The following is a 22,642-nucleotide window of genomic DNA, read 5'->3' on the forward strand; positions in this document are numbered from 1 at the left end:
AAGCATAACTTCATATAATAAATAAATTCCCAACACAACTAAAAACCCCAACTAACTGATTACTAATCATACTTATACAACTTGTAACATTTTTCTATAAATCAATACCATCCCAAAAGAGAAAACAGAAACTAACAAAGCAGCAAATGGTAATTGCAATACTCTCTCTGCAGGAAAAACATAAATCAACAATGGAAATGCATAAACAGCAGGAATTTTCATTTGAAAAATTCGTAATAAGATATTCATCAACACCAAAAAAAACAATATCAACACTACCCAATTTGTAATATATAAAGTCAATAGAACAGCAATACTTATAGATAGTGTTAAAATTATAGTCTGCTTAATTGCAATTTTGAATGAGTACTTTTTCATATTTAAAGACTCAAACATTACCACTGTTATTGGTGGAATTAACGCCATTTGCTCTATTCCTAATACGAAACTCAATAATAGCCATATACTTGTTATTGAAAAATAAGCTAACAATTTACGCGTATCAAAAGCCCCTTCTCGCTCTACCCCTTCATTTAACTTAAATAGATAAACACCAAGCATTAGCACAAAGGTTAAAAAGAATATCGCATAGAGAAATGACATTTCGTGAGCATTAGTGACTATTGCAAGAAAACCCGTTGCTAAAGCTGGCGGGAAACTATAACGTACTAATCTCATAAAAATAACCATCAACAATAATATAATTGCCAATTTTGCTATATAAGGCACAGTTAGCATATTTACAGCAAAACCTAAGACGGCTGTTATAGATGGCATAATGAATATTTTCTCAGGGTGACGCATCCACGCTTTTTCACGATATACCCATAAAGCAATAGTCATTGCTGCAATTTCAGGTAATATTATTTCTTTATCTTCTAAAAGAAATGCTGTTATTATCATTGCGATAATAAACATAAAAGCTATTGTATAGTGTACTATTGGAAGTTTTGAATGAAACGATGATAAAGGCATTGATTTATTTTGATGTAAAATTACCAAAAACGCTATTCAGTTATGTTAATTCTAAGTTAGAAATACTTCTCTAATACTCATTCCCTTCACACATCAACTTTTAAAATATGAAACTTCATCATTTCTAATACATACAACTCATAACTTTTATTTTAATATATACAGACAAAACTTTTACACAAAAAAAGGACTATCGAAAATGACAGTCCTTTCTTAACGTTAAAAGTTATTAATTATACTTAACATCTTATCCAAATAATCCGCTAAACCAACTTACAATAGAAGCTACCATTTTAAACATTAAATAAATTAATCCTATCAAAATGACAATACCTATAGCACTTTTAATTGCCTTTTGATTTACTTCTTTAATAATTTCTTTGTCATCTTCTACAAAGCCAACAATTAATTTTAAATTTTGCAAATGGCATCTATGTAATACATCGATAAAATCACCTATAAAGAATGGAATCATCCCTAAAAGCATATCTCTTAATGAATTATAAATTACTGCCAATGTAAGAGATATAGATTTTACTTTAAACAAACTTACATAGACAAAAGGTACTGATATAATTGGAGTTGCTATATCTCCTATCCCTGGAATAAAACCTAATAATGGATCTAAAAAATACTTGTCCATTATAGTTGCTATTCTTTTCAACTGTCTATAGGATTGAGATTGTTCAATCGCTATTTTTTTATTAATCTTAGCTTCCTTCCTCTTGATTTCCTGTTCTATTGCTGTCTGATCTTGTCTAACTTGTTGCACATTAGCAATTCCCAACGACTCTTGTGCTTGAACTCTTCTACTACTTTGCATCTTAAATCTCTATAATTTTGTCTCCTCTTAATAACTGAATTACATCATTTTTGCTCAACTTATCGCCACTAATTTCAGCTAACATCAACATTCCTTCTTTTAGTGTTTCAGGACTTCCTGCTGTATTTATTCTCGATATAATCGCACGTAATAATTCTGCTTTATTGTCAATTGAAGCTATATTTTTTCTAAACTCCTCTTCCATTTGCTCCATTTGTTGATCATAATATCTACTTGCTTCAACAGACAACTTTACTTCATTCTGTAATTGCAGCCAACTTTCAAAATACCCGATACCTGCTTGTAATGCTTTATTTTGAGAATTAATCATTAGCTTTAAATCTTGTTCTCCATACACAGAATTTTTATCGAGTTTTTCTTTATCTATTTTTTTCTGGTCTTCTTCTTTCATAAACGTAGCCCCAAAAAACTCTTCTGTAACTTCTTTTGAGACAAAATCATTGACAACTAAGTTTTGACGCATTGCCTGAATAAAATTATTTACATTTTGTTCTATCTCAGCAGGCAACTTTATTTCCTCATGTTTGTTAATACTAATCGTATTTACCAATCTCTGATCTAATTTACTATTAACAATGTCTTTGGCAATTCGCAATAAACTAATGTAAGGTCCTAATTGACTTCCTACCTTTATTTTTACATCATCTGATACTTCCAGTTTATCCGCAATTACTCGATTTACACGATCTAACTTACCTTTCAATTGATTATAATTCGCTGTATCTACTTTAAAATTTTCTTGTTGTCCAGACAACTCCTCCATATCTAATTTTAAACTAACCTTAGCTTCTTCATAAGCACTTATTACAGGCGCTCCTTTTATACTCCAATCGTACAATTCTCTGTTATATGTCTTGTTTTTAGCTCCAAATGACAAAGCATTTACAAGCATCATTGGCTTTTGAGGCTTAACTTGAAGTACCATCTCATACTCATCTTTTCCATCAACTAAAAGCTGCTTAAGCTCCTGAATATTAGACTTGTAATATTCGATACTTCTGTTCTCATCTAATATCCTATTACCTAACAAGTTATACTCTTTTAAAACTTGATCGCGTTCAGCTTTTAAAGCTTGTAACTCTGGTGTATTATAGATAGATGTAATCAAACCTTTTAATTCTTGAGATAACACTTCTCTACTTGAACCATAAAAAACTTGTGCTTTAGGAATATACAACTCATTTAAAGTCTTATAAATTTCCATTAAGCGTCCCATATCAGCTTTTACAGTTGTAACATCTTCTTTAATTTTGCCCTTTAATTTCAACAATTCTTGTTTCATCATTGTTGTTTTCTGTTCTGCTTCAACATAATGTGTAAGCATACCAACTACGGCTAATCCTAAAGCTACTTTTCCATTTTTACTAACTTTTGAATACTTTGCTGCTGTGTTTAATGAATTTTTAAACCCTTCCCCTATTTCTCCTACTAAAACCCCACATGAAGTAGCAAGTTTATCATATTCTAAAGAAACCGATTCAAGCATTCCTTTTGTATCTAACCACTTAATGTGATTAAAGTCAAACAACTCTGGAGCAATCAACTTAATTGAGTCACCAAATACATCTATTAATGCTTGTGAATACTCGCGATAAATAGCCAAGACATTTTCTCTCAGAACTAAAAAGTCTTCTATTAATTCAATTATTGAGTCTTTAGATTCTTCATAATTGTTAATCATTATGTTGTAATTGTTAAACAATGCAGAGGCTTCTTGTTGAACTTTCATTGTTCCACTTGTACCTACAATCCTCGCTATCATTGCAGTACCCTTTTCTGCTACAAAAGCATTAATATCAACTCCGAATTGTTGTTCTAACAAGTAAACACTGCGTTGAATATTGTCTATACTATCTTGCATTACTGCAAAAACCGCTTGCGAATCACCTTCTTGTAATTGGATATATAACTTATGTTCATCAATAATTGTGTTATTTTGTTCATTATTGACAAAGGCCTTCTTAACACGAATATCTTTGTTAAAGTGTAAATAAGTATCCCACACTAAGGTGTTTACATCAAAAGAATCATTCTTAACGCCTAAACTCTTCAATTCATAAGATAGGTCAGAACGCGTAAATGTTGTTGATTTACTACTTAAGCTCTTAGCTATTTCGTATATTTTATCGTAAATCTGATTATTATTCATTAGTAAGGTGGTTTAATATGTTTTTAAGTAAAGAATGGGGACTTATAAGGCTTATTTATATTTAAAATGATACAGTTACATTTCAATTACTCTTTAATCAACTTATCTATAGCCTGATGCCAATAAGTCCATTCAAATGCAGCTGAAGGATGATAAATTGGTAATAACTTAACTACTTTCCCATTTGAAAGTTTGTATCCCCATGTTTCAATTTTATCCCCATTGTCCAAAACAACATCTGCTTGTTGCTCACCAGTGTTTGGCAATTGTCCGTACAACCTTTTGCCCCATACAATAGCGCAGTCCGGTTGTAGCTCTTCTAATGTTTCAAAGAATAAAGGCTCTGAAGTTCTAAACTCCTCTGCTGTTGGTGCTTTACGTGCTTCATCTATCGGATGTTGTACATAATTGTAAAATGCCACTGAATTCCACAATTCTTGTTTTTCTTCAAAAGGAACAACTCTTCCTTTTAAAGCTCTTTCAAATTTTGTATACGTGTTTTTATATGGTTCATGTTCACTATCATCATCAAACAGATCTCTAATAATATCTAATGTCATAGTAAGCACTGCATCTTTTGGATCATCACAATAGTGACTTTCTCCTAATACTAAGACACGTTTTCCATTAATGCCTTTAGTATAGTGTTTACCTACCCAAGGTTTGAAAACTAATTTTGCCATTTTTGTTTAATTTTATAAGTCGTTAATCTAATTTTTCTACATCAAAATCCGCCATTGTACAATAAGCTTGTTTATAATCAAAATCATATAAACGTACATAGGCTTGTTGCAATTCTTTTGCTCCATTATAGAACGGAGAAGAAGTGTGCTGAACAGTTGTAACTACAACTGACATTTCTGGTGTTAAAAGAGTTCCATTTGTTCTCTTTACTCGCTTAGGAGTTACTTTAAATACTTTTGACATTGGTGTTGCTTTTAATTGATAAGACAAAAATACCCTGACACTCAGCCAAACTACGACGTAGTTAAAGACAATTCATACAATTCGCACATTTCTTTGATAGTATCTATTACCCAATCTCTTAAAACAGGAGGTGAAATAATTTCAATATTACTGCCATGTCTCATTATTTCCATAACAAAGTCAGTTGTGGGATGTACAAATAATTCAACCGTAAATGTATAATCACTTGTAGAGGTAATTTTCTGTGAATGATGAAAGGGCAAAGATTCCACATACTTACGTTGACTCTGATCTATTTCTAATACTACTTTTTGAGGGGCATCATAACACTCAATACCAAAGGCACTTTCATAATGCTTTTTTATATTTATCACGGGACTTACTGCTGTCTGAGTAGTTATAACTAAATTACTAACCCTATCTAATCCGTAATTGCGTAGTTCCTTCTTATCCAGATCATACGCTATCATATAATAGCGATTTTGCGACTCTTTAATTGCTTTTGGAACACATCTACGTTCTGAAGGATCTTTCCAATAACTATCTAAAGTAAAAGTAACAACTAACTTATTCTGAATAGCGTGAAGTATTCCACTAAAATGTTCAGTTCCTCTTGTCTTTCGCTTTTCAAAATAAATATGTTCACCTAAGGTTTCACCAACTTTTAAGGCTGTAATTGTATCGTATGATTCTATTACACGTTCAATATACTCCTCTTTATGCTCCTCACTGATTTTGTACACTTTCTCCTTTCTATCATAGAGAATTTCTATTCCCATAAGCGATAAAATGTCTTTTACATCACGTTGAAAGGTACGTGAACTTATTTCTAAATTCTTATCAAAAAAGGTGCTTTTATTTATCAAGTATTCTTGAATCTCTTTTAATGTGCACTCTTTTTTTCTTAATAGCTCCACAATAAGCATTTGTCGTTTAGCGTATTCCCCTTTTGCCATATTTAATAATTTTTGTCAAAATTAACTTGTCATTCAGCCAAATGATGACGTATTAAAGTTAAAACAACAGTATTGTTAATTGAAGAAATATTGGGTAAAACGCCTGTTTTTCTGAGGGGAAATATCGAAACTATCATTACTATAGAAAAGTGAAATACTATCTATCACATTTATGAATAAAAGAATTAAGCAAGTTGATAATTAAATTACTTGTATGCCAGATATAAAAGCTATGAGATAGGCACAAAGTAAATCTACAAAGATGTATCTCGCTTTGATATTCACTTATAATCAATAAAATATATTAAGAAAAATGTGCAAAATGCACGTATAGAAAGGTATAAGCAATTAAATAAATTGCAATCTGTTTACAATTAGCTTTTCTCGATTTTATATTCAAACTAAAAAAACAGGACATAAAAAAACCCCGTTTTAAAAACGAGGTTTATTTTATATAACAGAGCGCTAATTACTTAACTTCTTCTGCTTTTACTTCTTCTGTAGCTGGAGTTTCTTCAGCAGCAACTTCTTCAGTTACTTCTTCAGTAGCAACTTCTTCAGTTACTGGAGCTTCTTCAGCAACAGTTTCTGTAGTTACTTCTTCTTGAGTTGGTTCTGTTGCAGTTTCTTTACAAGATACGAAAGATACTCCCATCATTGCTACTAAAGCAATACTTAATACGATTTTTTTCATTTTACTAAACTATAAAAGTTGATTATTAATTCGGGGCAAATATATAACTTTTTTAATATCGAAATATTTTTTATCTACTTTTTTTTAGGTTTTTTAAAAAATTTTCAAACAATTAAAAATCAATAAATTACAACTAAAAAACACACCAAACATTGCTATTCAGACTCCTTTTTAGCAACTTATTTTAATCTCTTTCATTTTTTTTCTTCTTATAAAGTAGATGTTTTACTTAAAATTGATAAATACAGCTCAAATCAAGGGGAGATCGCTTCTGAATAGGATTATACTTTATAATCCATTCATAAATTATTTTATATAAAAACGATTCAGATTATACGCTATTTTATTCCTATTTATAATAGGTATTGTACAACAAGTACAAGAGTGACATTTAACGCAATAAATCCCAAGCCTCCAAAAGTCAAACACTTAATTACTGACTTAGATTCATCACACCCTCCTACAGTTATACTATCAAAGTCAACCTCCATTTTCTTTCTAAAAAATCGTGTGCCTAAAAAGAACAATAACATACCTAAGATATATTGAAATAGTTTAAACATTAATCCTTTATTTTGAAGGAATTCCTGATAACTATCATAACCAAAAACCAAGAATAAGCAAGTAGGAATAGTCACTGCTAAAAAACAGATAATACGCGTTAGTTCATATGCTTTTCCTCTTGACCTCTCTAAATTGTTTTCATATTTATTGTAGTAATAATAAGTAAGTAAACTTTTGTAGATGTTTTTAATAATTTGTTTCATGTTTTATCTCAAACTTGTTTTGTATCCCCACCTAAAAAAGTTAAAATAATTCGTATTATTACACTTTTTCGACAGTTTGTGATAGATGTTTATATTTATTTTTGCTTTTATAGTTTTTTACTAATAATAAACTATAATGAAGAAAACTTCATACTCTAAGATATGACATTTTCCCTTATTTTACAAAGGATACAAGCAATATTTAGTAATTAGTAGTTCAGCTATTTTTCGCAAAGGCATTCCTCTTACAAAACAATTCACAGTATATTTTCTATTACTAACAATGACTTAACCTTTATCACAGAGTTAACATTTCTCTCATTTCAAGTTTTTTAGTTATAATAACCTCCCCCCTTTTAATTGTAATATCTTGTGTATCTCCTCTTTCAGAATATAAAACTTTACACTGCTCTTCACTGTTTAAATTAGTATAACCTACCCCATTTATCGCTACAATTTGATCTCCAATCTGTAATCCTTTAGCTGCAGCTTCACTATCTGCGTAAATAGAGTTGATATAGACATTTTCTCCCCTTAAAGCATAACGATATCCAAAACCTTTATAAGCTTCTTTATTTTCCGCCTCCATAGGCTCAAACCATATAGTCTTTTCTTTCCAACTCAAGGTTACCTTATAGTTTTTCAAAAAAGAAGCACCTATACTTCTTGAATAATTAGTGTTGAAGAAAACGTAATCTTTAGGCACTGCAAAATTACCTATACTAAAATCATCTATCACTGCAGTGTAATATTTAGGAACAATTACATCTCCATATAAACCAGTTAGCGTACTACCCGTTCCTTCTATATATTTCACATCCTCTTTACTTTTGAGTAGTTTAATAAACAAACTACTATTCATACTTATCCCCCATCAAATCCGTAATCTAAGACTGTATTATACACTTTCTCTTTCCCGATATATGTTGTTATACTCGGCACACCTCCAACGCCTATATATAGCTTAGTTTTAGGCGTATTAGGGGAAATTGTCAGAGAATTAAGAGCATTTGAAAACGTGATGGTTTTTGCTATCATATCTATTTGCCAGACTACTTTTCTCAAAACATTGGCACCTAAAATACCATCAAACTCTTTACACTTAAACGCAGCCACAGCTTTATGGTCCAGTTCTATCGCTGCTACATTATAAAAATTGATCCCTTCTAAAGAAAGCGTATCTATTTTGACATACATCATCTTATTGCTCTTATCATCTATATCATACACCTTACGTTCTTTTATTGGTTTAAGGCGTAAGCTCTCTTTCATATCAGAAGAAATTGTGGTTACTGCTCCTGTGTCAAATAACATTTTATACTCCTTCCCTTGTATAAGAGGCTTTACGAATATAGAAGCACCTTTTACTTCAATGGGGAAGGTTATTTTAAAGTCCTTTTGGTCAACTGTCGTATTGTTTATTAGTTTATTGATATTCTGAGCGTGCATAGTTAATGAAAGTCCACTAAGGAATATTCCAAACACCCATATTTTGATTTTATTCATACAAACTTTTTTACAAATATTTAGATAGAGAAACAGGTAGTTTACACAAACAACGTAACATTATCAGCACCTATTATAAACAATCATTTTATAATTATTTATATAATAAAAAAAACATTTTTGAAAATTAACAGAAATTTAAATTAAACAGAAATTAACAAAAAGACTATACAGAATAATACTACGTTAAAAACCAGCTATACATCAATTATTTAACATAAAAAAACAAATAAAAAATTAAAAATAAATTATTTAAACTAAAATTAAATTTAATTGAATTAAACTAAATTTCCACATATAGATAGTACCAATAAACATTTAATACACCTAATTACCCCTATAAATATTACAAAAAAAACATATTACATTATAAAAAAACAAAAACTAAACAATTAATTATTACGTAATTTTATGTTAATAAAAATAAAATATCCTTTGTATGGATTTTAAATTAAAATGAAAAATTATGAAAAAAACACTCTACTTAGTATCTGCTTTTGCTCTAAGCACATTAAGCTTCTCACAAACTAAGAACGATTCTTTACGATATAATCAATATGGTTTACAAGTTGAAAGACAATCACTTTCTGCAGAAGCTCGTAATGGAATATTAGTTTTTGAATCTAAAGATGAAAAGTATAAACTTTGGTTAGACTTAAGAGTACATGTTGATGGTGCTTCCTTTTGGGGAGTAGAAAAAGATTATGATCCTATTGGAAATGGTGCACGAATTAGACGAGCAAGAACAGCTATTAAAGCAAACATAACACAAGATTGGTATGGAGAAATCGATTTAAACTTTGCTGATGGTCGCTTAGAATTAAAAGACGCAATTATCCGATATGATGGTTTTTCAAATACAGAGTTGCAAATAGGTAACTTTAAAGAAAACTTTTCAATTGCAAGAAATACATCCTCAAGATATCAACAATTTATGGAAAGACCTATGGCTGCTCAAGCTCTCGCTCCATCAAGACATTTAGGTATTAATGCTAAATATCAAAAAGATTGGTTATACGCATCTGGAGGAATTTTCTTTCAAGAAATTGAAGATGCTGAAAAAGCTGACTTTGTTGAAACTAATAATAAAGATTATGGACGTAATCAAGGAATGTCTTATACAGGTAAAATAGCTTTTCAACCTTTACATAAACACGACGATATGGCTCTACATATTGGTGCTGGAATATCATATCGTACACCTAAAACAGATGTTGATCCTGCTAAATTTGGAGGATCACGCTTTAGTACAAGGAACTCAACTTCAATCAACCGTAAAAAGTATATTGATACAGGTGTAATAAATAATGTAAATTATGATTTATTATACACTTTTGAATTAGCAGGTTTTTATAAAGGTTTTAGATTCGAGTCTGCATTTATTCAAAATGATACTCACATAAAAGATTCAGCACCTGAAAAAGAAAACAAACAAACTAAACATTTCCTGGGTAGTTACACACAAGTGAGTTACTTACTATTTGGAGGCCAACAACACTATGATTATACAGGTGGTAAATTTAATCAAGTTAAGAGAGGGAGAGATTGGGGAGATATTGAACTTGCCTTAAGGTATGATTATTTAGATTTAAACAGTAGGGATATATATGGAGGATCGGGAGAAGCTTACTCAATCGGTTTAAATTATTATGTCAATAACAATGTTAAGTTTATGCTTAACTACCAATATAATAACAACGATAGATATGCAAATGGTAAAGGAAAATTATTAGTTGGTCATGATACTAATGGTCAAGCAGTAAAAGATCCTTCGAAAGTTGTAGAAGGAAAAAATAAAGCAGGAGTAGATTACAGTATGCTTTCTTTTAGAATTGAATTAACTTTTTAATTATACATAAATTATGAAAAAAATATTATTTATTTTACTTTTTAGTTTAGGAATAGCTTCTTGTGTAAAAGATGAAATGTTTAAAGGTCCTGCACACATTGAAAATATATTGATTGAGCCTAATAATATTACATCAAAAGATAAAGTAAAAATAACTGCTCTTATTACTGATCTTATAGGAATACAAATGGTAAAGTTGGATTATAAAACCATTGATAAATCTGAAACAATTACTATGCATTTAGTAGATAATAATTTATACTCTGCTCTAATTCCATCTCAAGAAAACAATACTCAAGTTCAGTTTACAATTTCGGTTACAAATAAAAATGGTTTTTTAACAACTTCAAAAACTCAGAAATACACAGTAACAGACCAACTTATTGATTATAGTCAAATAGTTATGAATGAAATTGATGGAAACAGTAAATCAATTGAACTATTCAACAAAGGAAAAGAATCATTCTCTTTAGAAGGATTCACATTATTAAAAAACAATAGCAGTGAATGGTGGAAAGGAACTACAGAAAGCGGAATAATTGAGCCTGGTCAGTACATTGTAATTATTCAAAATAATCCGGATAATCAAAACCTTTCTGGAACAAGTGGAATCTCATCAAAACAAGCATTAAAAATTGAATTTAAATCTCCTAATGGCAATAATATCGGAACCTTTTTAAGAGGAACAGATGATAATCTCGGAGCCAAACTTAGTGATACTGCTCCCTACTCATATCAAATCTGCCCAAATGGTGAAGGAGAATGGAAATTAGCTATTCCTACTATTGGAAATAAAAACCCTAAAACTGGAGAAAATATACCTCAAAATTAATTATGACGCAAAGTAAACAAACAGAAATAGGAAAAGTATCTAAACCAAGATTCGAATTTAGATCTTTTGGTCAAGATTTTTTAATCCAACACAAACGAATGGCCCGTTTATCAATCCCAGTTCCAGAAGCAATTTGGGAACGTGAAAGTGATGAAATCTATATTATGTCTAAAAAAAACAACATTAATAACACAAAAATTAGAGATGGAAAAATAGACATTAAAACACACATAAAAACTGTTGACGGTCTTGAACAATGGAATCCCTTAATAAAAAGCGTATTCCCTTTATCAAAAGAAATATTAGAACAAGAAATTATTCCTGCTTTTATGGTAGAGTTTCCTTCATTAACAAAACAAACATATACTTATAATGAGTTCATATTGTTAATTAAAGATCATCCTGATTTAGCTATTGTAAAAGTTCATAAACAACGTTTTGGCTATATGGTAAATAATACAATTTGTGAAGTTGCTAATATTTTAATTAATGGAGCAAAACTTATCTCTATAAATATCGAATCTACTGATATAAAAGAAATTAAAAAAACAATTTCTGAAATAGGTCTTAATAATATCGAAAATATAAACTATTTACAAGCTATCAAACGTGTAATTGGAATGATAGACAAACCTTTCTCAAATTAATATTATGGCACAAGAAATAGAACATAAATTTTTAGTAAAAGATTCTTTCTTTCAAGATGTAACACATAGTATTCATATAGTTCAAGGATACTTATCTTCTGTCCCGGAACGAACTGTTAGAGTGAGAATCAAAGGAGAACAAGCATTTTTAACAATCAAAGGAATTGGAGATAAAACAGGTATAAGTCGTTTTGAATGGGAAAAAGAAATATTATTACAGGAAGCTAAAAGTCTACTCAAAATTTGTGAACCAGGAATAATTGATAAAACAAGACATATCGCTAAGATCGATGGATTCATTTATGAAATTGATGAATTTCACGGTTCGAACCAAGGACTCATTGTCGCAGAAATAGAAGTAAGCAAAATTGGTGAAAAATTTCCCAAACCTAATTGGTTAGGAGAAGAAGTCACTGGACAACTTAAATATTATAATTCTATGCTAATGCACCATCCTTTTAATACTTGGTAAAAAGCATATTGAACAACTTTAACTGGAATCTTCTTGAGTTTTGCTCTTTAGAAGATTCCTCTTTTGTTTTAAACAATTACACTTCTATTTTATGACAAAAAACAGTCAAGACTTATTAGATATGAGTAATTACTCTATAGAGAAATTACCTAAAATGGAAAAAAGTAAAGTCGAAAAAATAATGGCCAAATTAGGTATTCCTCTGGCGTTAGTAACTTTTATTATTATATACTATTTTTCTAATTTTGACTTCTTAAACTCAATTGACAAAACCACACTTGCTAAAGGAGCATCTAGTCGTTATGACGTAATTGGTCACAACCAATTCATCAAAATAAATTATGCAATGCTCGCAATTTTTATCTCAGCAATAATACTTTGGATAACTGAAGCAATTCCAAACTATTTAACCTCTTTGTTGTTAATTTTAGGTATGGTATTAACACAAGTAACAACAGATAAAGTAGCATATGCACAACTTGGTCATCCTGTAATGTGGTTAAATATTTTATCTTTTGTTTTAGCAAGTATGCTTGTAAAAACAAAAGTAGCAAAACGGTTTGCTTTATGGTTTGTTATCAAATTTGGTAAAAATGCTTTTTATGTTGTTTTAAGCTTTATAGTTATAAATATTGTTTTGTCTGCCTTTATATCTGCTACTACTGCTAAAGCAACAATTTTATTACCAATTTTTATGGTAATCGCAGCTATTTATGGAGCGACAGGTGGAGAGAATAGAAATAACTTTGGTCGAAATTTAGTATTACAAAACTTATTTCAGATTAACATAGGTGCCTCTGGTTTTTTGACTGGATCGGGAGCCAATTTATTAGCTGCTTCCCTCATTGCTGGAGCAATGGGATGGGATTTATTCAGTTATCAAGATTGGTTTATTGCAGCTTTCCCATTAGCTATCATTTTAATTATAATTGCCTGGTTTATAGGGACTAAAATAATATTCCCTTTAAAAGAAGGTGAAAATAAACCACAAATTGAAGGTGGACTACAGAAATTACAAAAAGAATATAAATCACTCGGAAAAATAAGTATAGAAGAGTACAAAGCTATTGCTATTTTCTTAGGTGTATTATTAATGTGGGCTACAGACAAGCAACATGGAATAAATCAAACAGCAGTAGCCTTTATAGGAGCCGTTATAGCCCTATTTCCACGAATTGGAGTAGTTAAATGGAATGATGTAGATATCCCTTGGCATTTGATGTTGTTTTCTGCTGGTGCTTATACATTAGGCGCCGGTCTTGATGCTACTGGTTTACCAAATACATTAGTTGAAGTTATATTTAATTACTTCAGAATAGATCAAAAAACACCTTTTTACATATTGTATATAATCTTAACAGGATTAATGCTATTTAGTGCTATAATATTTCAATCAAAAACAATGCGAGCTCTTATATTTGTTCCTATTGCGATTGGTGTAGCTCAAAAATTTAATTACCCTATATTAAGTTTAGCATTTCCCGTAGCTTTATTAATTGAACATGTTTATGTACTTCCATTTAACAGCAAACCTGCCGCATTATTATATACTACCAACCAATATAGCTGGAGTGATACATTTAAATTTGGATTTACAATGATATGTATCTCTTGGGCTATGATTTTACTGTGGGGAGAAACAGTACTTAAATGGTTAGGATATACAGAAGGTTTATTCTTTTTATAAAACATTTTTCTCATAGATGAATTGAAAAAAATTTATACAAACAACCTGAGCAATTGTACATATGTACAAACAACGTATAGAAACATCTCTTATTGTGAGAATTAACAATTAGAAATAATAATAAGAAGTACTATAAAAAAAAGCATTTCTACAACGAAATGCTTTTATATTTAACGATGACAAATTACAAAATTCAATTTTACTTTTGAATTTTTAAAGATGTAAATTACAATAATCTTTTTAACCAAAATATGCTATTTATCATGTTTTCAACAATATAATACGTGCACCTTTGTAGTACAAAAACATAATAACCAATAATAAACACTATGAAACAAAGAGTTCCAATTTCTCAAATTATGGCTAAAGTTTTAATCGCTGTTCCTACAACGAAAAAACTAAGCGAAGTAAACCAATTATTCGCAGATTACAACATTAGACACATTCCTGTTGTAGAAGGTGAAAAAATCGTTGGTATTATTAGTAGCAAAGATATTTTGAAAATAGGATATAGCCATACCGATATGGATAAAGATGCACTAAATGCTATCTATGATGCTTACAAATTAGAAGACATCATGACAAAAAATCCAATCGTTGTAAGCGATGATACAAATATTAAAGAAGTAGCTGAGTTATTTGCTGAGCAACATTTCCACTCACTTCCTATTGTAGGAAAAGACAATAAATTAGAGGGAATTGTAACAACTACTGATTTAATTAATTATCTAATCGCTCAATACTAAGATTAATAATCCCCTTTATTAATATACCGATTCATTAATAGAAATCCTCGTCACCCCGACGAGGATTTTTTTATGATATATCCTCACATACACATTATCTTTTAATACTTGTTTTACCCTTCAATAAAAAACATCGTAAAAAAATATTTTGCAAAACACTTGTTTTCAATTGGTTTTGATTATACATTTGCCCTGTATTTCGAATCACATTAAGTGATACCAACCGAGAGTAGACTCCACGGTGGTCAAATAATACGGGATGACTGTCCAAAATTAACGTACACATTTTCCTCTATTTTTATCGAAGTACAATAGTTTATTTAATAACATAAAATATTGTATTATGAGCAATTATCATTTCACAGAGACAACGTGGTCTCATCTATCAGACAACCTATTTATCAACATTAAAGCTTCGTCGGTATTTACTGATCTTGAGCTACTCGCCGAATTTAAAAGACGGGAACTTGACTACTCTTGTATCATTACAAACTACGAGAGTACGCCTGATACTACCCCTATCTTTAAAACAGATGGACAGCTTGTTATCCACAACAAGACTATTTTTGAAAAGAATATTCAAAGACCATCTCAAGTAGGTTATTTTTACAAAAGCACCTTATATCCAGCAATGGAATTCCTAAAAAAACACCCTTTATTACAGGAAATGGAGCTTGTAACGTTTGACTATATTAGGGAGCAAACACTTATGTCAGATGCAAATATAACTGTTATCACACCTCAACAATTAGCTGATTTAAAGCCTAATCAGGTGTTTGTATATATGACATTGAATGGAAAAACATACCCTAACCCTTCTGAGGTTGAACCATTTGTAAAGAATAGAACAAAGGTTATTTACAATCGAAAGGTAGGTTATAGAAGGTTTGGAACTTTTGAAGTTGTATAATCCTACATCCCTATTGACCCGTCCTGAAATAACTGTACAGTTTTAAAACAGTTAAAAATGGAAAATAGTAATCAAACAAGACAAAAAAAGACAGAACGTTATCACTTAAAATTTATTGAAAAAGTAATTCAAGAAATAGAAAATGGCGCTACCCAAAGTTCAGTTACTCTCAAGTATGATTTAAGACAACCAACGGTGAGTCGGTGGATTAAGAAATATGGAAGTATAGAATTTGATCAAACACGCAGGAATAAAATTTATTCAGAAAGCTTAAAACGTCAAGTAGTTCATAGTATTACAGAACACAAAATGACTATAAAAGAAGCTTGTATAACGTATGGAATCGAAAGTAAAAGTACAATAACAAATTGGTTATTAGTTAATTACAACAAAAACAAAGATCTTTGTAAAGAAATTAACATTCCAATTCTTATGGAAGAAAAAACAACCAATTTAGAATCTTTAGAAGTAAAAGCTTTAAAAAAGGCTTTAGCTGAAGCACAATTTAAGATAGTAGCATTAAATACTTTGATTGATGTAGCAGAAAAAAAATTGGATATTGATATTAGAAAAAAGTCTGGTTCCAAGCAGTTGAAGAAGTAAAACTCTTATATCCTACCAAGGGAATAGACAAAATATGTAAACTGTTTGGGAAAACACGAAGTGCTTATTATCAGTCAATTAATAAATATGAGCGGCAATCAATAAAAGATGATATCATCTTACAAGAAGTATTGAAAATCAGAACCAGCCTTCCTAAGGTAGGTACTCGAAAACTTCAGTATATGCTCCAAGAACGCTTAGCTACACATAAGATAAGCATAGGCAGAGATTATTTATTTGATTTATTAGATAGTCAAAAAATGTTGATTAGGCAGCGCAAACGAAAAGCATACACAACAGATTCTAGAGCATGGAGAGGTCAATATTTGGACTTGTATAATGGTGTAAAGGTTATTAGACCAGAGCAATTTTGGGTAAGTGATATTACATATATACGACTAAATAATGCTTGGGGATATCTGAGTTTAATCACAGATGCTTATTCACATAAAATAATGGGATATAGTTTTAATCTAGATTTGACTACAAAAGGGTGTTTGAAAGCCTTAACAATGGCGTTAAAAAATAGAATGTATACAGAAAAACTTATTCATCATTCTGATAGAGGATGCCAATACTGTAGCGCTACTTACACTCAGTTATTAATAGATAACGATATATCAATAAGTACTACACAAAGTGGAGAGCCAAGAGATAACGCAGTAGCAGAGCGAGTAAATGGTATAATTAAAGGAGAGTTTAATCTAAACTACTCAAGTTTAGGGTATCAAAAAACTAAGGAAAAAATAGGTAATAGCATAGAAGCTTATAATCAAATTAGACCTCACGATAGTTGTGATAGATTAACTCCTAATCAAGCGCACCTAAAAACAGGGGTGCTTCCTAAAAGATGGAAGAATTATTACAAGAATAAAACAGAGAAAAAAGAACTTGTACAGCAGTAATAGGATTACTGAAATAACTGTACAGTACAAAACAGGATTATCAACTATAGCTGTACAGCTATAGTAGGACGAGACATATTTTAGGTATTTACTATGGATAGCAATAGCGTAATGTGTGTATGATCTCTTGGATGTACTAAACTCATTTGCAAAACCAATAAAGCTTTTAAATGTTGAAATATTTGGTTGTCAATAGTTCAATTACTATTAACGACGGTTGCACTTATGTTGAAAACACTTATTTTCTATGTTGCGTAGTACAAATGTCTTAGCTATTAGAGATATCAAAATTATCCAAAACACACCTATATTATAAAAACAAAAAGAGGGAGCTATATAGCTCCCTCTTCTCTTAAATAAAATTGTCCCCCCAACAATCTTACTTACTGCTTGTTAAATCTTTAAAATCAAGTTTTTCTACAAAAGCAGGTTTAACCTGTTCCACCAATAAAGGCTTCTTCATTGTAAACGCAGCTTGTAAAACAATGTCTTGACTTGACTTACCAACTAATACTTTATATGTTCCAGCATCTGCTATCCACTGACTTTTATCTGTGTGAAACGATGCAATTTCTTTAGCTCCTATTGTCAAGTGTAAAACTTCAGACTGTCCTGGCTCTAACAACTTTGTCTTACCAAAATCAACTAATACCTTCACAGGTTTGTCAATAGTTCCTTTCGGTGCACTCACATATAGTTGTACTGCTTCTTTACCAGCAACTTTCCCTGTATTTGTAACCTTCACAGAAACTTTGATATCATCTTTAAACTCTTGTTTATTCAGTGTCAGACCAGTATAATCAAAAGTTGTATATGACAATCCAAATCCAAACGGATAGGCAGTTTCAACATTAAAGGTGTCGTAATAACGGTATCCAACATAGATTCCCTCCGTGTATCTAATATCACGATAATCAGAAGATTCTGAAGCAAAGAAACTATCTACAGAAGGCACATCAGCATACGCTTTTGGAAAAGTAGCTGTTGTTTTTGCAGAAGGATTTACCTTACCGCTAACAATATCAGCTAACGCATTACCACCTTCAGCACCTGCAAACCAAGTAACTAATATAGCATCTGCTTTATCACTCCAAGACGTATTCATCACACTTCCTACGTTCAATACTACAATTACTTTTTTACCTTCCTTTCTAAAAGCATTTGAAATACGAGTTAGCATTGACTCCTCTTCTTTCGTCAAATTATACTCGGTTTCAACATTCAAGTCTTGCTCTTCAGCAGAATTTCTTCCAAAAGTTAATATCGCTACATCTGTATTTGCAGCAGCCATAGCCAACTCTGCATCTGTTAAATTCAACTGTCCAATCACTCCTAACGGTGCTAATTTGTTCAACTTAGCTCTACGTGCAATATCCTTTTTCTCTTCTTCTTGAACATAACCAACATACTTTTCAAGCAATGGTTTGTACAAGGTGAATGACGCATTCTGTAACCCTTTATACACAGGTACATTATAAGACGTTGTAACCTCACTACTACCAGTACCTCCAACAACCAAGTGATACGACCCAACTCCAAATGTAGCTATACGTGTCGTTGCCGCAAGTGGAAGTGCGTTTGCATTTTTAAGCATCACTGTTCCTTCAGCTGCAATTTTACGAGACACAGCTGCGTGTGCTTTCAAATCTGGATTATCGCTATAAGCATATTTCAATGGCGTTGGCGACTTAGCCACCAAACGCAAAGCATTTTTCACTGCAAAATCCAAGTCTTTTTTAGAAAGTTTTCCCGACTTTACATCTTTCAAAGCTGCCTCTAACTGAATTTTAGAACCTGGCATAATCATATCGTTTCCTGAGCGAATTTGTGCAGATACATCATTTGACTCATTACCAGCACGGATAATTTCAACACTTGAGAAACCAGAGTACCAATCTGTCATTACCAATCCTTTAAAACCCCATTCTTCACGAAGTAGTTGGTAATTCAAATCTCTTCTTTCACTTGTATAAACATTATTCAATTTGTTATAAGAAGTCATAATTGTCCAAGGTTGAGCACCTCTAACAGCAATTTCAAATGGTCTTAAATACAACTCTCTCAAAGCACGTTCACTAACTAATGAATTACTGAAAAGGCGATTTCTCTCCGCATTATTGGCTGCATAATGTTTAAGTGAAGTCCCGATTCCCAATTCTTGAACAGCGTTGATTAAGTTCATTGCCATTACACCAGCTAAAACAGGATCTTCAGAAAGGTATTCGAAGTTACGGCCTCCAAGTGGGTTACGATGAATATTAACTCCAGGAGCTAACAACACATCAATTCCATACTCTTTAGCTTCTGTACCTAAAGCTTTTCCGATTTCGCGTGCAAGTTCTTTACTCCAAGTAGAACCTAAAACAGTTTCTGAAGGGAAAGCTGTTGTATAAAATGTTCTTGATATCCCTTCCCTCGTAGGATTAATACGGATTCCAGAAGGACCATCACACACAATAATGTCTGGAATTCCAAGGCGATCCACATTATGTGTTTGTCCACCTGCACCAGGAACTCTACCATCGATAACCCCAAGGTTACCCACATTATCCATTCCCCTACCAATGATTAAAGCAACCTTTTCTTCATCTGTTAACTTTAATAATAATTGATCAATTTCAGCATCCGTGTATAAAACTGCTTGCTGTGGTAACTTAACATCTTTTGTTTTTTGAGCACTTATTTCCTGTGTACCATATAGCACAAAGAAAGCAAGTAAATAGGTTAGTTTTTTCATAGGTTTTTATTTGGTTGATGACTATAAAATTCAACTTTAAAACACATTTGTAATATGTGAGGCAAACCTATTCCATTTCGTAAATGATTTCAATACGTATTTTCACGTATTCTTAAATCACTACATACTAACCATATATCTCTTCCAATGTCATCACTCGATTCGTGAGAGCATAAAGAATAACCCCAATGAAGTTTTTAGAGTTTGTGCGTTCCATCAAATTTCTTTTGTGCACCTCAACAGTGCGTAAACTGATGTTTAGTTCATCCGCAATTTCTTTTGCAGCCAACTCTCTCGCGGTTAATTTAATAATATATTTCTCTCGAAGTGAAATATAAACAACATCGTTAAACTCATAAAGTCCTTGATAATACAACTTCAATTTTCTAAGAAACCCGTTGGGATCGTGTTCATCAACAAACACAATATGCGGACCTATATATATTTCTTTAGCTGTAAGTGACAGCATTTTTTTAGTCCGTTCATACAACTTTGGTTCAATCGGAAACTGACAATTCCCTTTGCTCTTTTCATTATCAAATAGGTCGAAAATAACAATGCGTATATCAGGAAACAAATCTTTTAATGTTCCATAAAACGGAACATTTAGATAGTAGATTAAATGATGACTTGCAAATAGCACATCAACAGGCGTCTTTTGTAAATCTGCCAACAATTTGTTAGGACAACGCCCTTCAAATACAACCTGAACGGGTTCTTGCCAAGAAGATATATCCGTGATATCTTCTGCCAAATTCTTGTAATCTTCTGTGATTCCAACTATCATATTTATAGCACTTTATATACATAAATATACTGAAATAAAATGACATTTAACAGTTACACAAACCATACAACTTACTTGTGGATTGCAGATTAACTATCACTTCTAAACAACCTCCTCAAACTTGTTATGAATCAATTAGCACAAACAATTTGACTACTGCCTAAAATTGCGTTAGTTTTACTGCTACCGTTTTGTATTGTCAAACACTCACCTCTTTAATAACCTCAACAAATCAAGATGAAAGTAGCTATCATAGGAGCAGGAATTGCAGGATTAACAATGGCTATTGCGCTAAAAAGAGCCAATATTCCCTTTGTCATTTACGAAGCCACCAAAGAAATCAAACCTGTTGGTGCGGGAATTGCCATTGCCAACAACGCTATGCAGGTATACCGCTATCTTGGGGTAGCTGATCAATTGAACGAAAGAGGTGTACGTATTTCCACAGTGAAGCTCACTGATTTTAAGCTGAATTTATTAAACAGTACCGATTTAACGCCTTATGAACAGCAGTATAAACTGGCAAATATCGCCATACACCGAAGTGAATTACACCAAGTATTGCTCAACGCAATTGATAGAGAGAACGTGGTACTGGGCAAGCGCATACAAAACATTGAAAAGCGAGCTGACGGACTATATGAACTGACGTTTACAGACAACAGCAAGGCGACTCACAAGTATGTGATTGGAGCAGATGGTATACGCTCACAGGTTAGGCAGTTCATTTTTGGAGACCATCCGTTGCGCGATGCTAAACAAGTATGCTGGCGTGGGGTTCTCGATTTTGACCTACCTCCTACGCATAACCACGTAGCTCTTGAAGGTTGGGGAAAAGGCAAGCGCTTTGGCTTTGTAAAATTGGACAGTAAACAGGTGTATTGGTACTTTTTAGTGGATGAGGATAAATACATACAACAACCCGAATTGACAGATCACTTAGGCGATTGCGCACCTCTGGTAGAACAGATGATTACGCAAACACCCCCTTCTGAACTACATATCGACAAGATATACGACTTACAATTAATGCAACAATGGTATAAAGACAAGGTCTGTTTAATTGGCGATGCCGCACACGCTACAACCCCTAACTTAGGGCAAGGTGCTTGTCAGGCTATTGAAGATGTTTATGTTTTTAGTCGATTATTAGAACAATTCACTTTAGATGAAGCCCTTCAGAAGTTTCCGGTTATCCGCCGTAAAAAAGCACATAGTATTGTACGCAACAGTTGGCAATTGGGTCAAATAGCCCAACTTAGCAATCCAGTGTTAGTTGCCGCTCGTAATACTGCATTTAAGGTACTACCAGCGTTTTTGAAGGACAAACAAATGCGAGAGATGTTCGAGTTAGATAAAGTGTATTAAGTGCTTTAGAAGAGGTTATTTAATCTCATAAAACACTTTCTCTACACATACAGTTATTGGAGTGAACTGAAAACCTAACAAAGGTGCTTCTACACAAGATTATTATAGATCATCCTCTGTATTTACAGTACTTCCTATAGTTTTAAACGACATTAACTCGTAATTGAGTCGTAAATAAGTCGTAGATGGTTCGCGAAAAAGGCCTTTAGGTGAGGTAATTACGACTTATTTACGGCCTATTTGCGACTAAATGTTATACAAAACCCTTTCAACCTCAGTGT

The 22,642-nt window shown here is 31.9% G+C and carries 22 protein-coding genes and 1 riboswitch; of the genes, 10 read left to right on the forward strand and 12 right to left on the reverse strand.

Features of this window, described 5'->3' with window-relative positions:
- Window positions 1-72 precede the first annotated feature (72 nt).
- From GQS07_RS12510 to GQS07_RS12555, 10 genes are all read right to left on the reverse strand, one after another.
- Entirely contained in the window at window positions 73-918 is an 846-nt protein-coding gene (locus GQS07_RS12510; RefSeq protein ID WP_233269280.1) for an HPP family protein, read from the reverse strand.
- A 304-nt stretch (window positions 919-1,222) separates the two neighbouring features.
- The gene (locus GQS07_RS12515; RefSeq protein ID WP_158211119.1) at window positions 1,223-1,798 is read right to left on the reverse strand and encodes a DUF4112 domain-containing protein; all 576 of its coding nucleotides are present in this window, start codon (window positions 1,796-1,798) and stop codon (window positions 1,223-1,225) included.
- A 1-nt stretch (window position 1,799) separates the two neighbouring features.
- On the reverse strand, window positions 1,800-3,968 hold the full coding sequence (locus tag GQS07_RS12520) for a hypothetical protein (RefSeq protein ID WP_158211120.1): 2,169 nt from the start codon (window positions 3,966-3,968) through the stop codon (window positions 1,800-1,802).
- Window positions 3,969-4,054: 86 nt separating this feature from the next.
- Window positions 4,055-4,651, reverse strand: coding sequence for a uracil-DNA glycosylase family protein (locus GQS07_RS12525; protein ID WP_158211121.1), 597 nt, complete (start codon window positions 4,649-4,651; stop codon window positions 4,055-4,057).
- 22 nt (window positions 4,652-4,673) lie between these two features.
- Window positions 4,674-4,895 carry a DUF6140 family protein gene (locus tag GQS07_RS12530; RefSeq protein ID WP_090408076.1) on the reverse strand — a complete coding sequence of 74 codons (222 nt, stop codon included), beginning with the start codon at window positions 4,893-4,895 and terminating at the stop codon, window positions 4,674-4,676.
- A gap of 50 nt (window positions 4,896-4,945) precedes the next feature.
- Window positions 4,946-5,851, reverse strand: coding sequence for a helix-turn-helix transcriptional regulator (locus tag GQS07_RS12535; protein ID WP_158211122.1), 906 nt, complete (start codon window positions 5,849-5,851; stop codon window positions 4,946-4,948).
- 469 nt (window positions 5,852-6,320) lie between these two features.
- Window positions 6,321-6,545 carry a hypothetical protein gene (locus tag GQS07_RS12540; RefSeq protein WP_158211123.1) on the reverse strand — a complete coding sequence of 75 codons (225 nt, stop codon included), beginning with the start codon at window positions 6,543-6,545 and terminating at the stop codon, window positions 6,321-6,323.
- Between the two features lie 353 nt (window positions 6,546-6,898).
- Complete coding sequence (locus GQS07_RS12545; RefSeq protein ID WP_158211124.1) at window positions 6,899-7,312, reverse strand: hypothetical protein; 414 nt, start codon at window positions 7,310-7,312, stop codon at window positions 6,899-6,901.
- A gap of 298 nt (window positions 7,313-7,610) precedes the next feature.
- Window positions 7,611-8,129 (reverse strand): PDZ domain-containing protein, encoded by a 519-nt coding sequence (locus tag GQS07_RS12550; RefSeq protein WP_158211125.1) that lies wholly within the window; start codon window positions 8,127-8,129, stop codon window positions 7,611-7,613.
- Between the two features lie 47 nt (window positions 8,130-8,176).
- Entirely contained in the window at window positions 8,177-8,818 is a 642-nt protein-coding gene (locus GQS07_RS12555; protein WP_158211126.1) for a retropepsin-like aspartic protease, read from the reverse strand.
- Between the two features lie 466 nt (window positions 8,819-9,284).
- Between GQS07_RS12555 and GQS07_RS12560 the strand changes: the two genes are divergently transcribed.
- The 9 genes from GQS07_RS12560 to GQS07_RS12600 all read left to right on the forward strand — a co-directional run bounded on the left by GQS07_RS12560 (window position 9,285) and on the right by GQS07_RS12600 (window position 17,469).
- Window positions 9,285-10,667 carry an OprO/OprP family phosphate-selective porin gene (locus GQS07_RS12560; protein WP_158211127.1) on the forward strand — a complete coding sequence of 461 codons (1,383 nt, stop codon included), beginning with the start codon at window positions 9,285-9,287 and terminating at the stop codon, window positions 10,665-10,667.
- A 13-nt stretch (window positions 10,668-10,680) separates the two neighbouring features.
- Window positions 10,681-11,499, forward strand: coding sequence for a lamin tail domain-containing protein (locus GQS07_RS12565; protein ID WP_158211128.1), 819 nt, complete (start codon window positions 10,681-10,683; stop codon window positions 11,497-11,499).
- Between the two features lie 2 nt (window positions 11,500-11,501).
- On the forward strand, window positions 11,502-12,146 hold the full coding sequence (locus GQS07_RS12570; protein WP_158211129.1) for a hypothetical protein: 645 nt from the start codon (window positions 11,502-11,504) through the stop codon (window positions 12,144-12,146).
- A gap of 4 nt (window positions 12,147-12,150) precedes the next feature.
- The gene (locus tag GQS07_RS12575) at window positions 12,151-12,618 is read left to right on the forward strand and encodes a CYTH domain-containing protein (protein ID WP_158211130.1); all 468 of its coding nucleotides are present in this window, start codon (window positions 12,151-12,153) and stop codon (window positions 12,616-12,618) included.
- A 91-nt stretch (window positions 12,619-12,709) separates the two neighbouring features.
- Window positions 12,710-14,305 (forward strand): DASS family sodium-coupled anion symporter, encoded by a 1,596-nt coding sequence (locus GQS07_RS12580; protein ID WP_158211131.1) that lies wholly within the window; start codon window positions 12,710-12,712, stop codon window positions 14,303-14,305.
- A 329-nt stretch (window positions 14,306-14,634) separates the two neighbouring features.
- Window positions 14,635-15,051 carry an HPP family protein gene (locus tag GQS07_RS12585; RefSeq protein ID WP_158211132.1) on the forward strand — a complete coding sequence of 139 codons (417 nt, stop codon included), beginning with the start codon at window positions 14,635-14,637 and terminating at the stop codon, window positions 15,049-15,051.
- A gap of 189 nt (window positions 15,052-15,240) precedes the next feature.
- Window positions 15,241-15,336: riboswitch (SAM-I-IV-variant riboswitch) on the forward strand.
- Between the two features lie 58 nt (window positions 15,337-15,394).
- Entirely contained in the window at window positions 15,395-15,961 is a 567-nt protein-coding gene (locus GQS07_RS12590) for a hypothetical protein (protein ID WP_158211133.1), read from the forward strand.
- A 57-nt stretch (window positions 15,962-16,018) separates the two neighbouring features.
- Window positions 16,019-16,564, forward strand: a complete 546-nt coding sequence (locus GQS07_RS12595) for an IS630 transposase-related protein (protein WP_158209529.1) — start codon at window positions 16,019-16,021, stop codon at window positions 16,562-16,564.
- A gap of 32 nt (window positions 16,565-16,596) precedes the next feature.
- Window positions 16,597-17,469, forward strand: coding sequence for an IS3 family transposase (locus GQS07_RS12600; RefSeq protein WP_262885458.1), 873 nt, complete (start codon window positions 16,597-16,599; stop codon window positions 17,467-17,469).
- A gap of 379 nt (window positions 17,470-17,848) precedes the next feature.
- Here the strand turns inward: GQS07_RS12600 and GQS07_RS12605 are convergent, their stop codons facing one another.
- Both GQS07_RS12605 and GQS07_RS12610 read right to left on the reverse strand, forming a co-directional pair.
- Window positions 17,849-20,206, reverse strand: coding sequence for a glycoside hydrolase family 3 N-terminal domain-containing protein (locus GQS07_RS12605; protein ID WP_158211134.1), 2,358 nt, complete (start codon window positions 20,204-20,206; stop codon window positions 17,849-17,851).
- Window positions 20,207-20,333: 127 nt separating this feature from the next.
- Window positions 20,334-20,993 (reverse strand): response regulator transcription factor, encoded by a 660-nt coding sequence (locus tag GQS07_RS12610; RefSeq protein ID WP_158211135.1) that lies wholly within the window; start codon window positions 20,991-20,993, stop codon window positions 20,334-20,336.
- Window positions 20,994-21,230: 237 nt separating this feature from the next.
- Between GQS07_RS12610 and GQS07_RS12615 the strand changes: the two genes are divergently transcribed.
- A complete protein-coding gene (locus GQS07_RS12615) occupies window positions 21,231-22,361 on the forward strand; it encodes an FAD-dependent monooxygenase (RefSeq protein WP_158211136.1) in 1,131 nt (376 codons plus the stop codon).
- The last annotated feature ends 281 nt before the right edge of the window (window positions 22,362-22,642 follow it).

It is taken from the genome of Myroides phaeus (genome assembly GCF_009799805.1).
Classification (GTDB): domain Bacteria; phylum Bacteroidota; class Bacteroidia; order Flavobacteriales; family Flavobacteriaceae; genus Flavobacterium; species Flavobacterium phaeum_A.